The 13,983-nt window shown below is 67.5% G+C and carries 11 protein-coding genes and 1 pseudogene; 3 read left to right on the plus strand and 9 right to left on the minus strand.

The window, feature by feature from the left end:
* Both JWQ89_RS07945 and JWQ89_RS07950 read right to left on the minus strand, forming a co-directional pair.
* The coding region (locus JWQ89_RS07945) for a glucose-6-phosphate dehydrogenase (RefSeq protein ID WP_299639905.1) at positions 1 to 1,013 on the minus strand (1,013 nt) is incomplete at its 3' end.
* Between the two features lie 13 nt (positions 1,014 to 1,026).
* Complete coding sequence (locus JWQ89_RS07950; RefSeq protein WP_299639906.1) at positions 1,027 to 1,953, minus strand: BadF/BadG/BcrA/BcrD ATPase family protein; 927 nt, start codon at positions 1,951 to 1,953, stop codon at positions 1,027 to 1,029.
* 230 nt (positions 1,954 to 2,183) lie between these two features.
* On the opposite strand from JWQ89_RS07950, the gene cobU reads away from it, so the two are divergent.
* Positions 2,184 to 2,741 carry a bifunctional adenosylcobinamide kinase/adenosylcobinamide-phosphate guanylyltransferase gene (gene cobU / locus JWQ89_RS07955; RefSeq protein ID WP_299639907.1) on the plus strand — a complete coding sequence of 186 codons (558 nt, stop codon included), beginning with the start codon at positions 2,184 to 2,186 and terminating at the stop codon, positions 2,739 to 2,741.
* A 181-nt stretch (positions 2,742 to 2,922) separates the two neighbouring features.
* On the opposite strand, the gene cbiB is transcribed toward cobU, so the two are convergent.
* From cbiB to JWQ89_RS07970, 3 genes and pseudogenes are all read right to left on the minus strand, one after another.
* A complete protein-coding gene (gene cbiB, locus JWQ89_RS07960; RefSeq protein WP_299639909.1) occupies positions 2,923 to 3,876 on the minus strand; it encodes an adenosylcobinamide-phosphate synthase CbiB in 954 nt (317 codons plus the stop codon).
* A complete protein-coding gene (locus JWQ89_RS07965) occupies positions 3,877 to 5,331 on the minus strand; it encodes a cobyric acid synthase (RefSeq protein WP_299639911.1) in 1,455 nt (484 codons plus the stop codon).
* A gap of 711 nt (positions 5,332 to 6,042) precedes the next feature.
* A pseudogene (locus JWQ89_RS07970) lies at positions 6,043 to 7,304 on the minus strand (cobyrinate a,c-diamide synthase).
* Between the two features lie 35 nt (positions 7,305 to 7,339).
* Between JWQ89_RS07970 and JWQ89_RS07975 the strand changes: the two are divergent.
* Complete coding sequence (locus JWQ89_RS07975) at positions 7,340 to 8,431, plus strand: cobalt-precorrin-5B (C(1))-methyltransferase (protein ID WP_299639913.1); 1,092 nt, start codon at positions 7,340 to 7,342, stop codon at positions 8,429 to 8,431.
* Between the two features lie 3 nt (positions 8,432 to 8,434).
* Entirely contained in the window at positions 8,435 to 9,160 is a 726-nt protein-coding gene (locus JWQ89_RS07980; protein WP_299639915.1) for a cobalt-precorrin-6A reductase, read from the plus strand.
* 185 nt (positions 9,161 to 9,345) lie between these two features.
* Here the strand turns inward: JWQ89_RS07980 and cobM are convergent, their stop codons facing one another.
* The 4 genes from cobM to cbiE all read right to left on the minus strand — a co-directional run.
* Entirely contained in the window at positions 9,346 to 10,128 is a 783-nt protein-coding gene (cobM, locus tag JWQ89_RS07985) for a precorrin-4 C(11)-methyltransferase (RefSeq protein ID WP_299639916.1), read from the minus strand.
* Positions 10,125 to 11,900 (minus strand): cobalamin biosynthesis protein, encoded by a 1,776-nt coding sequence (locus JWQ89_RS07990; protein WP_299639917.1) that lies wholly within the window; start codon positions 11,898 to 11,900, stop codon positions 10,125 to 10,127. Before JWQ89_RS07990 ends, cobM begins: the two co-directional genes overlap by 4 nt.
* Positions 11,897 to 12,622 (minus strand): precorrin-2 C(20)-methyltransferase, encoded by a 726-nt coding sequence (cobI, locus tag JWQ89_RS07995; protein WP_299639918.1) that lies wholly within the window; start codon positions 12,620 to 12,622, stop codon positions 11,897 to 11,899. Before cobI ends, JWQ89_RS07990 begins: the two co-directional genes overlap by 4 nt.
* The coding region (gene cbiE, locus JWQ89_RS08000; RefSeq protein WP_299639919.1) for a precorrin-6y C5,15-methyltransferase (decarboxylating) subunit CbiE at positions 12,619 to 13,983 on the minus strand (1,365 nt) is incomplete at its 5' end. The genes cobI and cbiE, both read right to left, overlap by 4 nt.

Genomic DNA, 13,983 nt, shown 5'->3' on the forward strand with positions numbered 1-13,983 from the left:
TTCTCGATCTCGGCCTTGACGGCAACGAAGGTCTCGGTGCGCGAGCCTTTCTTCTCCTCGGGCAGCTCGTCCTGGTAGCTGGCGACGGCGGTGCCGTCGACGCTGCCGCCGCGATACTGGCCGCGCACGGTGACGCGGGCGACGTCGGAGCCGGTGATCGGCTTCAGCGAGCGCAGCACCTTCAGCTTCTCGTCGCGCAGCGCATCGGCGTCGTCGGAGGCTGGGGGCTCCATGGCGACGAGGCAGAGCAGCTGGATGATGTGGTTCTGCACCATGTCGCGCAGGGCGCCCGATTCATCGTAGTAGCCGCGGGTGCCGGCGCCGACGCTCTCGGCAACGGTGATCTGCACGTGGTCGATATGGGCGGAGTTCCAGATCGGCTCGAACAGGATGTTGGCGAAGCGCAGCGCCAACAGGTTCTGCACCGTCTCTTTGCCGAGATAATGATCGATGCGGTAGACCTGATCCTCCTTGAAGATGCGGGACACCTCGTCGTTGATGGCCATCGAGGAGGCAAGATCGTGGCCGAGCGGCTTTTCGATCACCACGCGGGCGTCACGACGGTAGTAGCCCTTCTTCAATATGTACTCGCAGGTCGGGCCGAACAGGTCGGGCGCGATGGCGAGATAGAAGGCGCGCACGATCTTGGGGTCCTCGCGCAGGTTCTTGCTCAGATCGCCCCAGTGGGCCTCGTCGGTGACGTCATTGGGGACGTAGGAGAAGATGCCGACGAAGCGCTCGATGGTCTTCTTGTCCTGGTACGGCTTTTCGACGAAGGCCTCGATCGACTCGCGGGCGAGCTTCTGGAAATCCTCGTCGCTGAGCTTGGATCGCGAGACACCGATGATGCGGCTGTGTTCGTCGAACTGGCCGTCCTTGAAGCGATGGTAGAGCGCCGGGATGAGCTTGCGCTTGGTGAGGTCGCCGGTTGCGCCGAACACCACGTAATCGAAGGGCTGGACCGGGATAATGCGGCTGGACACGACCTTGAGGCTCCTGTCGAGGTAGTTCATGGCACACTCAAACTCAGGCGAAGTTCTGCTTGGCGAGGATCACGGCGCCGTGCAACGGCTCCGAGACCGGACGGACGATGAAGTCGCCATAACGCTCGATCATCAGCGGGTATAGCCGGGTGCCGAAGCCGCCGACAGCGGCCATGCGGGTGACCCCGCGCGCCTTGAACCAGCGTACATAGTTGTCGATGTAGCTCAGTTCGAGCTCCATGAGCTCCCGCGCCACCGGATCGCCCTTTTCGAAATAGTCGAAAAACAGCGGGATCAGCGCGCCGAACTCGGCCGGGGCGCGGCCGAGCAGGGTGGACGGCGCGCCGTTGCCGGCAGGCGCCGGCCCGCGCGGATCCTGCGGGAAGGACCAATCCATCACCGCGTCGATGGTGCCGCCGAGTCTGGCGATCACCGCCTCGGTCAGCGGGGAGCCCGAAACGAGGCCGTCGGCGGCCTCGACGGAGCGGCGGACGAGTTCGCGTCCGAGGATCGCGCCCGACATCTGGTCGCCGATCTGGAAGCCCCAGCCACCGCACTGGTGGCGCTGGCCATCGACTATGGCGAGCGCGGCCGAACCGGTGCCGACGATGATAACCGCGCCATCCTCGCCGCCATGGGCGCCGGCGCGGGCGATATCGATATCGTCGTAGACACGGACATTGGCGAACGGCCAGGGCCGCTGCTCGAAGGCGGTGCGCGCCGACGGCAGCCGTCCGCCGGCCATGCCGAAACAGGCATGGGTGTTCGCGGTCTCGGCAAAATCGATGCCGGCCTTGTGGAACACTTCCCTGGTGCCTTCAGTAATGGAGCGATAGGCCGGCTCGCCGGCCTCGATCTGCAGGTTCGAACGCCCGCCCGTGGCATCCGCCAGCGTCTCGAGGTTCTCGTTGGCGAGGCGAATACGGCAGTTGGTGCCACCACCATCCACCCCAAGATAGAACCTAGGCACCGAACGCGCGCTCCTCGCGACAAATTGTTGGCATGTCGACCCAGGAGCCCCCCGAGTCCGGCGGGGACCATAGTGCCAAAGGCTTCTAGACGAAAGTAGAATAAGCAATCGAGCGCAACTGGAAAGGCCGCTTGCCGCATGGCTCGCATGCGGACAAAAGTCAGATACCGGTGAAAGCGGCTTACCGGCAGGTGGCGGTGCTCCCCTCAGGCGGGAATATGGAGGCGGGAATGGGGCATGTTCTGGTGCTCGGCGGCGCGCGGTCCGGCAAGACCGGCTTTGCCGAGCGGCTGGCGATGCGGGCGGGAAGCCATCCGGCCTATCTCGCCACGGCCGAGGCGCTCGATGCGGAGATGCGCGACCGCGTGCTGACCCACCAGCAGCACCGGGCCAAGGTGTTCGCCACCATCGAGGAGCCGATCCAGCTGAGCGCGGCGATCGCCAATGCCGCCAAGGCGCATGACGTCATCCTCGTCGACTGCCTGACGCTGTGGATCACCAACCTGATCGTCGCCGACGAGAATGTCGCGGGCGCCGTGGACGAGTTGCTGGCAACGCTGGTGGAGACGACGGGCAGCACGGTGATCCTGGTGTCGAACGAAGTGGGGCTGGGGATCGTGCCGGACAACGCCATGTCGCGGATGTTCCGCGACCTCGCCGGCGCGGCGCACCAGCGGCTGGCGGAGATCTGCGACGATGCCTATTTCGTGGTGGCGGGGATACCGATGGTGATGAAGGGCAAGGCGCCGGAGGCCGCGATCGCACCGCCGCGGGTGCATGAGGCGTGAGGGGGACTGGGTGGGCTGCGTAGCGGGAGTGGGATCGAGTGTGGCGGGGGTGAGTGGGAAAATGGGCCTCCGCGCATACCACCAACTCGGTGTCATCCCAGCGAAGCTGGGATCCATTTCACAGCCCGCACCTGAGGAGAGTTGGGTCCCAGCTTTCGCTGGGATGACACCGGTTGAGAACTCAGGGTAGCCGCCACAGCGCAAAGGCGACCAGCGCCGTGACCACCAGCGTCACATTCAGCGCCACCCGGTAAAGCTGGAGCGCCCGCTCGATGTCGCCCGCACCCAGGTCCGCCCTGCCATCCCCGAAGCTCGACAGGTCGATCCGTTCGCTGGCGTAGCTGCGGGGGCCGCCGAGGGCAAAGCCGAGGGCGCCGGCGATGGCCGCTTCGGGCCAGCCGGCATTGGGGCTTTCGTGCTTTTTTGCGTCGCGCAGCGCCGTGGACCACGCGGCCTCCGGGTTGGCGCCTTTGACGAAGAAGCTGGCGCCGGCGATCAGCAGCGCGGTGAGACGGGCGGGGACAAGGTTCAGCAGGTCGTCGAAGCGAGCGCTGGCCCAGCCGAACTGCAGGTGGCGCTCGGTCTTGTGGCCGATCATCGAGTCGGCGGTGTTCACCGCCTTGTAGAGCGCGATGCCGGGAAGGCCGAGGAGCAACAGCCAGAACAGCGGCGCGACGACGGCGTCGGAGGTGGATTCCGCAAGGGATTCGATGGCGGCGCGGGCGACACCGCCTTCATCGAGGCTCTCCGGATCGCGGCCTACGATGTGGCTGACGGCAGCGCGGCCTTCAGGGAGGCCGCGGTGCAGCGCGGTGACGACGGCGCGGACGGCGTCGCCGAGGGCTTTTTGCGCAAGGAGGGTCGAGGCGAGCAGCGCTTCGAGGATGAAGCCGAAGGGGGTCAGGCGGCAGAGCCAGGCGAGGGCGAGCGAGATGGCGCCGGTGACGGCGAGGAGGATGACGAGCGCGAGGAGGCCCCTGCCCCGGCGGCTGTCCCCACGGTTCAGCCGGTCGTCGAGCAGCGAAATCAGCGCGCCGATCCAGATGACCGGGTGGCCGATGCGCTTGACCAGTGCGTCGGGATAACCGGCGAAACGCTCGACGAGCAGCGCGAGGGGGGCGACGAGGGCGTGCATCTAGCGCGCCAGCTTCAGCAGCGCATCGAGATCGAGATGGCGCTCGAGATGGGCGGCGAGGGCATCGAGGGTCGCCTCGATGGTGGTTTCGTAGGCGAGGTCGGAGGCGGCGGTGGCGGCGGGGCCGAGGAAGGCGCGGCGGAAAGCGTCGGCGGCAAAGAGGCCGTGGAGGTAGGTGCCCATGGCGCGGCCATCGGCGTTGACGGCGCCTTCGGGGGCGCCCGCGACATGGGCGAAGGGGCGGGCGAGGTCCGGGCCTTTGGTGACGCCCATGTGCATGTGGTAGCCCGACAGCGGCTCGCCGGTGAGCGCCGAGATGGCGTGCTCGAGGCGCAGTTCCTTGGTTGGACCGAGGACCGTCTCGACATCAAGCAGCCCGAGGCCGGCGGAAAAGCCGCTCGGACCCTCGACGCCGCCGGGATCGAACACTGATTTGCCCAGCATCTGGAAGCCGCCGCAGATGCCGAGGACGCGCGCGCCGGCGCGATGGTGGGCGATGATGTCGATGTCCCAGCCGTACAGGCGGAGCGCCCCGAGATCGCCGCGCGTGGCTTTGCTGCCGGGGAGGACGATGAGGTCGGCATGGGGGATCGGGCGGCCGGGCTCGATGATCTCGAGGCTGACGCCGGGTTCGAGGCGGAGCGGGTCGAGATCGTCGAAATTGGCAATGCGTGGGAGGCGCGGGACGGCGATGCGGTAGGCACCCTGCCCCGACGGGTGCCTTTGATCGAGCGCCAGCACATCCTCGGCCGGCAGTTTTCGCGCGTCGGCGAAGAATGGCACGGGACCGAGGCACGGGACATTGGTGCGATCGGCAATGAATTGCTTGCCATTGTCAAACAATTGCGGATCGCCCTGGAACTTGTTGACCAGCGTGGCGACGATGAGCGCGGCATCGGCCGGATCGATCACGGCGAAGGTGCCGACGAGAGCGGCGATGATGCCGCCGCGCTGGATATCGCCGATCAGGACCACCGGGATATCGGCGGCGCGGGCGAAGCCGAAATTGGCGATGTCGCCGTGCCGCAGATTCACTTCGGAGGCGCTGCCCGCACCTTCGACGATGACGATGTCGCTGTCGGTCGCCAGTTCGCCATGGGCGGCGAGCACGGCTGGCAGAAGTTCATGTCTTTTCGACCAATAGTCACGAGCTTTGTATGAGCCAATCCGCTGTCCACGCAGGATCAGTTGCGAGCCGGTTTCATGCTCGGGCTTCAGCAGGACGGGGTTCATGGCGGTGATCGGATCGCGGCGCGCAGCACGAGCCTGCAGCGCCTGGGCGCGCCCGATCTCGCCGCCATCGGCGGTGACGGCGGCATTATTGGACATGTTCTGCGGCTTGAACGGTGCCACGCGGAGACCGCGGTTGGCGCAGGCGCGGCAGAGCCCGGCAACGAGCAGGGACTTGCCGACATCTGAGCCGGTGCCCATGAACATGAGGGATTTGGCGGTCATGCAGAGGTGATAGCCGCGTTTGTGCGCTGCGCGAAGGCCCTACTGCCGCCGACTAGCTCTAATGCGCACGAGAACCAATGCTCTTTGACTGGTCTCTTTCTTTTAAGACACATATTTGGCACTGCCTTATAAGGGAGCGGGGATGGGTCGACGCTGTTGATGGTCACGCCACGCCGTGGCTGGCGCTGATAGTGCCCGTGGCTGCTGCCTCTCCTTGATGGCGATCCCAGGGTGGGTTCCGTTTGGGGGTTCCATTCCAGAACTCGGATGTCATCCCACACCGTTCCTCACAACAGAACGGTCGACATGTCTTTCCGACACCGTGATCGTCGTGGCGGAATGCCCGCCGCAACCACGCCAACAACTGTTGCACTTCGTTTGAGAACTCAGGGGCCCCAACTAGAGGGAAGGCGAAGGCGTCGTCGCGGGCGATGGCGATGTGCTGGCCTTATCTTATAAGACAGCGTTCTTGACACTGCCTTATAAGGGGCGGGTGCTTTCTTCGTCGCGATCCAGGTGGTTCCGTTTGGGGTTCCTTTCCAGAACTTGGATGTCATCCCACACCGCTCCTTAACACCGAGCGGTCGACCCTGTCCCATGCGACCACGGCAACAAGGTGTTGCACTTCGTTTGAGAACTCGGGGCCCAACTGTCGGCTCGGGTGGATGGATGGGTCCCAACTTTCTCTGCGATGACTTCGAGGGGGAGGGATCAGGTGGCGACAGCCACATCGATCACGTGCGCGTAGGAGCCCATTACGCGGCCTTCGACGAGGCCCATAGGCGGCAGCACTTCACCGAGCGCATCCGTGGCCGCGAATAGCGGGGTGCCGTGGGTTTTTCGGGCGCTGGAGTAGTGGAACTCGTGGCCGGTGAGGGTTTGGGGGAAGGGTAGCGGACTGTGGTGAAACAGGTGGCGGTAGCCGAGGATGCGTTTGGGGCGGTCGATGCGGGTGTCGTGGGGGAGAAGGCCGGACATCTGGTGGGTGGTGCCGGATTTGTCGGTGAGGGTGGCGCCGAGGACCATGAAGCCTCCGCACTCGCCGTAGACGAGCGCCCCGGATGCGGCGCTGGCGTGGAGGCCGCGCATGAAATTCTGGGCGGCGGCGAGGCGGGCGGCATGGAGTTCGGGGTAGCCGCCGGGGAGGAAAACGGCGTCGGCGGTGGGATCCGGGGCTTCGTCGGCGAGGGGGGAGAAGAAGGTGAGGATGGCGCCGGCGTTGCGCCAGTTGGCCAGCCAGTGGGGGTAGAGGAAGGCGAAGGCGTCGTCACGGGCGATGGCGATGTGCTGGCCGAGGGGCGCGGAGAGCTCAGGGCGGCGAGGAGGTTGAGGTCGATGTAGTCTTCGACGGTCTCGGACGCGGTGCGGACCACTTCGTCGAAATGGGCGATTTCGTCGGGGAGGACGAGGCCGAGGTGGCGGTCGGGGAGGCTCAGGGTTTCGCGCTTCGGGATGACGCCGAGGAGGGGGATATCGACGGCCGAGAGGGCGGCGCGGAGCATGGCTTCGTGGCGGGTGGAGGCGGCGCGGTTGACGATTAGGCCGGCGACGTGGACGTCCCGGCGCCAGCTGGCAAAGCCGTGGGCGAGGGCGGCGATGGACTGGCTCTGGCGCTCGGCGTCGAGGACGAGGATCACCGGGAGGCCGAGGGTGGCGGCGAGGTCGGCGGTGGAGCCGCGGCCGTCGGCGGCGCCGTCGAAGAGGCCCATGACGCCTTCGACGAGGAGCAGATCGGCTGTCGCGGCGTGGGCGTTGGAGAGGGCGCGGAGGCGGGCGGGGGACATGGCCCAGGGATCGAGGTTGATGGCCTCGCGACCGGCGGCGCGGCCCAGGATCGTGATGTCGATGTAGTCAGGGCCGGTCTTGGCGGGGGCGACGCTCAGGCCGCGCGCCTTGAGGGCGGCGAGGAGGCCGAGCGTGACGGTGGTCTTGCCCGAGCCCGAGCGGGGGGCAGCGATGACGAGGCCGTTCATGACGGGTGCGCTCCGACGCGGTATAGAGCCGGGTGATGAGCGACGATTTCAACCCCGACGGCAAGCCCCTGCGGCGCGGCTGGACCACCGGCGCCTGCGCCACGGCGGCGACCAAATCGGCGCTGCTGGCGCTGCTCGGGGAGGACTTTGCCGATCCGGTGACGATCACCCTGCCCGGCGGCCAGGAGCCGGGGTTCGCGCTCAGCGAAGAGCGGCGCGGCGAGGGGTTTGCCGAGGCGGGGATCATCAAGGATGCCGGTGATGATCCGGATGTGACGCATGGCGCGCTGGTGCTGGCGCGGGTGGAGCGCGGCGCATTGGGCGATGGGGTGACGTTTCATGCCGGGCAAGGCGTGGGGACCGTGACCAAGCCCGGGCTGCCGCTGCCGGTGGGAGAGCCGGCGATCAACCCGGTGCCGCGCAAGATGATGACCGGGGTGGTCGAGGAGATCGCGGCGGCGCGCGGTATCGCGCCGGATTTTCGCATCACGGTGTCGGTGCGCGACGGGGCGAGGCTGGCGGAAAAGACCTGGAATCCGCGTCTTGGCATTGTTGGCGGGCTGTCGATCCTCGGGACCACCGGGATCGTCATCCCCTATTCGTGCTCGGCGTGGATCCACTCGATCCATCGCGGCATCGATGTGGCGCGGGCGATGGGGCTCACGCATGTGGTGGGCTCGACCGGCGATGTCAGCGAGAAGGCGGCGATGGCGGGGCTCAAGCTGCCGATCGAGGCCTATCTCGACATGGGCGATTTCGTCGGCGGGATGCTGAAATACGTGAAGGCGCATCCGGTGGAGCGGGTGACGATCTCGGGCGGCTTCGGCAAGCTGGCAAAGCTCGCGGCGGGGGCAATGGACCTCCATTCGGCACGTTCCAGCGTCGATGTGCAGAGCCTTGTAAATATTCTGCAAAATCTGGGCGCGAGCCCCTATGTTGCAGCGCGCGCGGCTGAGGCGGATAGTGCCAATGCCGTGCTGCAGATTGCCCAAGCCGGGGGGCTCGGGGTGGCACAGGTCGTGGCACGGCAGGCGCGCGAGGTGGCACAGGGCGTCGTGGGAGACGCGGTGCGCGTCGACGTGCTGATCGTCGATCGGTCCGGCGCCATCGTTGGGGAAAGCGACTAGGGTATGAAGATCCTGATCCTGGGAGGGACGGAAGAAGCCCGGCTGATGGCCGAGCGGCTGGTGAAGATGGGGCATGAGGTCACCTCGTCGCTGGCCGGGCGGACCAGCGAGCCGATGCTGCCGGCGGGCAATGTGCGCATCGGCGGGTTCGGCGGCGGCGATGGGATGGGCAACTACATCCTCACCGAAGGTTTTGAGCGGCTGGTGGACGCGACGCACCCCTATGCCGAGGAGATCAAGCGCAACGCGGTGAAGGCGGCGGACCTTGCCGGGCTGAAGCTGGTGCGGCTGACGCGGCCGCCCTGGAACGAGCCGCAATACGCGTTCTGGAAGCACATGGCCTCGGCCGAAGAGGCGGCGGCGAGCCTGCCCAAGGGGGCGCGGGCGTTGCTGACGGTGGGGCACACCAAGCTCGACACCTACCTCGCGCGGACCGATTGCAGCTTCGTCGTGCGCTCGATCGAGCCGCCGGAGAGGGAGCTGCCGGTGAATGCCACGTCGCTGATCGGGCGGCCGCCGTTCTTTTTCAACGGCGAGCTGGCGATGATGCAGGAACAGGGGATTTCGCACCTCATCAGCAAGAATTCCGGTGGGGCGCAGACCGAGGCGAAGCTGCAGGCCGCCCTGCGGCTGCGGCTGCCGGTATTCATGCTGGTGCGGCCGGGGCTGCCGACGGCTTATGAGGTGCCGACCGTGGGGCAGGCGATTGCGGCCTTGCGGCTGGCGTAAGTGGGCCGACGGGCTGGTGCGTGCGGCCCCCCACCCCGGTCCCCTCCCCCTAACAAGGGGGAGGGAGACCCTCCGAAGCGGTATTCGCAACCGCTTGCTCCGGGCACGCGGCTCCATCGTCTCCCTCCCCCTGTTCAGGGGGAGGGGACAGGGGTGGGGGTCGGCTCGCACCGGCGTTTCGGTCGTCACGTCCCTGCCCTGAGCTTCTTCTTCCCGGCGTTCCTCAGCACATGGGCGAAGCTCTCGTCGTAGAGGCGCGACTCGCGGAAGCGGGTTTCGCCGAGGACCCGGCCGACGAGGATGAGGGCGGTGCGGGTAATCTTTTCCTCGCGGACGCGGGCTTTCATCTCGCTGAGGGTGGTGAAGATCACTTCCTCGTCGGGCCAGGTGGCGCGGTAGATGATGACCACCGGGCAATCGGCGCCGTAGTTCGGGGTGAGCGCGGTTTCGACATAGCCGAGGTTGCGGATCGAGAGGTGGATGCAGAGCGTCGCCTTGGAAAGCCCGAGGATCTCGAGGCTTTCGGACTCGGGCATGGCGGAGGCCTTGCCGGAGGTGCGGGTGAGGATAATGGTCTGCGAGATTTCCGGCAGGGTCAGTTCCGCAGCGATGCGGGCGGCGGCGCCGGCGAAGGCCGGAACGCCGGGGACGACCTCGTACGGGATTCCGAGCGCGTCGAGGCGGCGCATCTGTTCGGCGACGGCGCCGTAGATCGAGGGATCGCCGGAGTGAACGCGGGCGACGTCATGGCCGGCGGCATGGGCTTTGACGATTTCGTCGATGATCTCGTCGAGATGCATGGGCGCGGTGTCGCGGACGAGTGCACCGGCTGGCGCGGCGGCGACGATTTCGGCCGGGACGAGGGAGCCGGCATAGAGGCAGACTTCGCAGCGCTCGATGAGGCGCTGCCCGCGCAGGGTAATGAGGTCGGGTGCGCCGGGGCCGGCGCCGATGAAGTAGACGGTCATTTACTGCCTTCGGCGGTTTTTGCCTCATAGCCGCGCGGGGTGTAGGCGACTGTGCCGCTGCCGCGGTGGAAGGCCCGCGACGTGCTGGCGCCGATGATAACGATGGTGAGCATGTCGATTTCGGTGGGATCGAACGCCGCCAGTTCGACGACGCGGACGCGTTCGTTGGGGCGGCCGAGGTTGGAGCCGATGACGACCGGGGTCGAGGGCGGGCGGTGGTCCATGAACAGGCGCTTGGCCTGTTCGATGAGATCGACGCGGCGCTGGGAGCGCGGGTTGTAGAGGGCGGTGACGAAGTCGGCGCGGGCGGCGCCTTCGAGGCGCTTGAGGATGTCGTCCCGTGGGGTGAGCAGGTCCGACAGCGAGATGCAGCAGAAATCGTGGCCGATGAGGGCGCCAGCCGCAGCGGAGGCGGCCTGGAAGGCGGAGATGCCGGGGTGCGTTTCGAGGTTGACGCGGCGGGCGACGTCGGAGACGGCGCGCGGGCCGGTGGCGTCGAGCAGTTCGTAGGCGAGCGCCGCCATGGCGTAGATCTGCGCGTCGCCCGAGCAGATCAGCGATACCACTTTACCCTGCGCGGCGAGCTCGAGTGCGTGGCGGACGCGCGGCTCTTCCTCGCCGAGGTCGTAACGGTGCTCGGACTGGCCACGGCGGAGATCTGCGACGAGATCGAGATAAAGGCCGTAGCCGACCCAGTCGGTGCTGGCCTCAAGCGCATTGACCGCCGAGGCGGTGCGCGAGATCGGCTCGCCGGGGCCGATGCCGACGAGGTGCAGCACGCCGGGGCGGCGGCCGAACTCGTTGGGGTCGATGGGGTGGATGGCCTTGCCGATGGCGCAGGTGGCGCGGTCGGATTTCAGCTTTTCGACTAACAGAGGGCCAGCCTTCAGCGCGGCGGCCTCGGCGACGCTGGGGGTGCCGACGGTTTCCTCGACATAGTCGGAGGGGGATTTCAGGCGGTAGCGCTCCTGGCTGAGCTCGGCGGCCGAGAACAGGCGGAGCGGCACCTGGAAATGGCGGGCGGCTTCGAGCAGCGCCGGCTCGTCCGCCTTGATGTCGATGGAAGCGATGGCGGCCAGGCTCTGGGCTGCGAGGTTCTGCTTGGCCAAGGCGAAATCGATGAGGGCGATGACCTCCTCGGCCTCGGCGCCGCGCTCGCAGCCGACGCCGGCGACGAGGGTTTTGGGGTGGTAGACGATACCGCGCTCGATGCGCAGCTTCTGCTCGGTGACCAGCACCTTGACCGAGCCCAGCGAAGACACCGGATAGCCGGCCTCGGCAAGGAACGGGGCGCTGCCCTCGACTTGCAGCTTGGCGCCGAGCAGCAGCGCCATCATGGCGGGCTTGGCGTCCTGCGGGGTGCCTAGCACCCAGCCGGCGGGCGGCTCGTCGAGGCTGTGGAGGAACTTGGCGTCAGACGCGGTGGTGATGGCGGCAATGCCGCCGAGCGCTTCGGCGAGGTCGCGGGCGAGGCGATTGGCGCCGCGGTGGCCGCCAAGCAGCGGGACGATGGAGAGGCCATCCTGCGAGACGGCGAGGACCGGCGGCTCCTTCTGCTTGTTCTCGAGGCTGGACGCGAGGAGCCGGATCAGGATGCCGGCGGCGCAGACGCCGATGATCGGGGTGCCTTCGGAAAAGAGCCGCGGCAGCAGTTTCAGCGCATCGGCACCGCCCTGCCCGCAGGTATGGATGCCGCCGCCGGTGGCGAGGGCGATGCGCTTGGCGGTGTCGAGGCCGCTATCGGCGAAGATGATGATGGCGGGGGCGGTCATGGGCTGCCCCAGGCTTCGGCGCCGCGATAGCAGAGGATGGTCGAGAAATACGGCCGCTCGTCGTGGGCGAAATCGGCGAGGCGGGTGATGCGCTGGCGCGTGGTGGTGGCGTGTTCGACGACGATGGCGCCGTCGGCATGGCCGGTCTCGGCGAGCAGCGCGCGGACGCGGTCGAAATGGCGGCCGACCTTGATGATGGCGGCGGCGGGGGTGGCGGCGAGTTCGGCGCGGAGGGTGGCGTCGTCGAGCGGCGCGGGCAGGATTTTTAGCATTTCGTTGCGAGCGGCGAGCGGGCGGCCGATGGCGGCGGCGGCGGCGGTGAGCGAGGTGATGCCGGGGACGATCTCGACCGGCGCATGGGCGCCGACGCGGGTGACGAGGTACATGGCGGAGCCGTAGAACAGCGGATCGCCTTCGCAGAGCCAGGCGACGTCGCGGCCGGCGCGGAGATGGGCGAGGATGGCTTCCGCGACGACGTCATAGGCAGCCTGTGCCGGGCCGCGCTCGACGGCCATGGGGATGCTGATGGGGAGGCGGTGGGCGGCGCGGTTGAGGTGCGGGGTGGCGATCTTGAGGGCGAGCGCCGAGTCCTCGCCGGTGGTGGGATAGGCGATGACGGGGATGGAGGCGAGCAGGCGCGCCGCCTTCAGCGTCAGCAGCTCCGGATCGCCGGGGCCGACGCCTACGAGGTGCAGCGTGCCGGTGGTTTGTTCGGTTTTCATGGCGAGACGACGAGGCCGTGCAGCGCCTTGGTGACGGACCATTGCGTCACCGCCATGCGCGGCCTGAAGGCACGGTGGCCGCCGACGCGGTCGAGCGCGGAGACTTCGATGCGGGTCAACTCGCCGCCGAGTTGCAGGTGGCGGGAATAGAGCGCGTGCTCGGCATCGAGGGTGACGGCGTTGGCGACGAGTCGGCCGCCGGGCTTCAATGCGTTCCAGCAGGCATCGAACAGGTCGTCATTGCCGACATCGCCGCCCATGAAGATGGCGTCGGGCGGAGGCTTGCGGCCGAAGGTTGCGGGGGCTTCGCCGCTTTCGATCTCGAGATGCGGCACGCCGAGGGCGGCGGCATTGACCGCGATCATCTGCAGGCGCTCGCCCTCGCGCTCGAAAGCGATGGCCTTGGTGTCGCGGGCGGCGCGCATCCACTCGATGGCGATCGAGCCCGAACCGGCGCCGACATCCCAGAGCAGCGCGCCGGGGAAAGGGCCGAGTTTGGCGAGGGTGGCGGCGCGGACCTCGCGCTTAGTCAGCTGGCCATCGTTTACGAACACCTCGTCGGGCAGGCCTGGGACGGGCGGCAGCAGCGGGGCGGTGAAATCGGGCACGCAGTCGATGGCGAGGACGTAGAAATCCTCGACGTCGCGGGTGTCGAAGGCTTCGGCCTCATCGGAGGTCACCTTCTCGTCGGGGCCGCCGAGGTTTTCGAGCGTGGTGACGAGGCTGCGGCCATAGCCGCGATCGACGAGCAGCTCGATGGCGAGATCAACGGTGGTGTGATCGGCGGTGAGCGCCAGGATACGATTGCCGGGGACGAGATGCGGGTGGAGCGTTTCGACCGGCCGGCCGTGCAGCGAAATCGCCGCGACCGATTGCAGCGGCCAATGGAGGCGCGAGGCGGCGAGTTGGAAGGCCGAGGGGTGGGCGTGGATGACGAATTCGGACGGCAGCAGGTAACGCGTCAGCGTGGCGCCGATGCCAAACCACATCGGATCGCCCGAGGCGAGGATCACCGTGGGGGTTTCGCGCAGCGCCATTACCTGCTCGATCATGGTCTCGAGCGGCGGCTCCCATTCGATCAGCGTGCGGCCATCGGCATAGGTGGTGCCGGGGGAATGGTCCGGCTCCTCGCCGGAGAGGGCGCGCGCGACGGCCTCGAAGCTGCGCTTGGTGACGAATTCGGGGTTGAACAGGTCGGCGCCGGCGTTGGGGCGGGTGACCGGCTCTAGATCGGCGAGGAAGCGGGGCGGGCCGATGACGGTATCGGCGTAGTTAAGCAGCAGCTTGAACGAGGCTGGCAGCTCGCCGGGCCCACGCTCCCCTACCCCGATGATATGCAGCCAGGCGGTCATGCGAGGTCC

Origin of the sequence: Devosia sp. (genome assembly GCF_028290645.1) — a bacterium.
Lineage (GTDB): Bacteria > Pseudomonadota > Alphaproteobacteria > Rhizobiales > Devosiaceae > Devosia_A.

What these genes read in the sequence shown, in the direction of transcription:
- cobU (WP_299639907.1), top strand. Translation starts at nt 2,184, where the DNA reads ATGGGGCATGTTCTGGTGCTCGGCGGCGCGCGGTCCGGCAAGACCGGC.
- cbiB (WP_299639909.1), bottom strand. Translation starts at nt 3,876, where the DNA reads ATGCACGCCCTCGTCGCCCCCCTCGCGCTGCTCGTCGAGCGTTTCGCC.
- JWQ89_RS07965 (WP_299639911.1), bottom strand. Translation starts at nt 5,331, where the DNA reads ATGACCGCCAAATCCCTCATGTTCATGGGCACCGGCTCAGATGTCGGC.
- JWQ89_RS07975 (WP_299639913.1), top strand. Translation starts at nt 7,340, where the DNA reads ATGAGCGACGATTTCAACCCCGACGGCAAGCCCCTGCGGCGCGGCTGG.
- JWQ89_RS07980 (WP_299639915.1), top strand. Translation starts at nt 8,435, where the DNA reads ATGAAGATCCTGATCCTGGGAGGGACGGAAGAAGCCCGGCTGATGGCC.
- cobM (WP_299639916.1), bottom strand. Translation starts at nt 10,128, where the DNA reads ATGACCGTCTACTTCATCGGCGCCGGCCCCGGCGCACCCGACCTCATT.
- JWQ89_RS07990 (WP_299639917.1), bottom strand. Translation starts at nt 11,900, where the DNA reads ATGACCGCCCCCGCCATCATCATCTTCGCCGATAGCGGCCTCGACACC.
- cobI (WP_299639918.1), bottom strand. Translation starts at nt 12,622, where the DNA reads ATGAAAACCGAACAAACCACCGGCACGCTGCACCTCGTAGGCGTCGGC.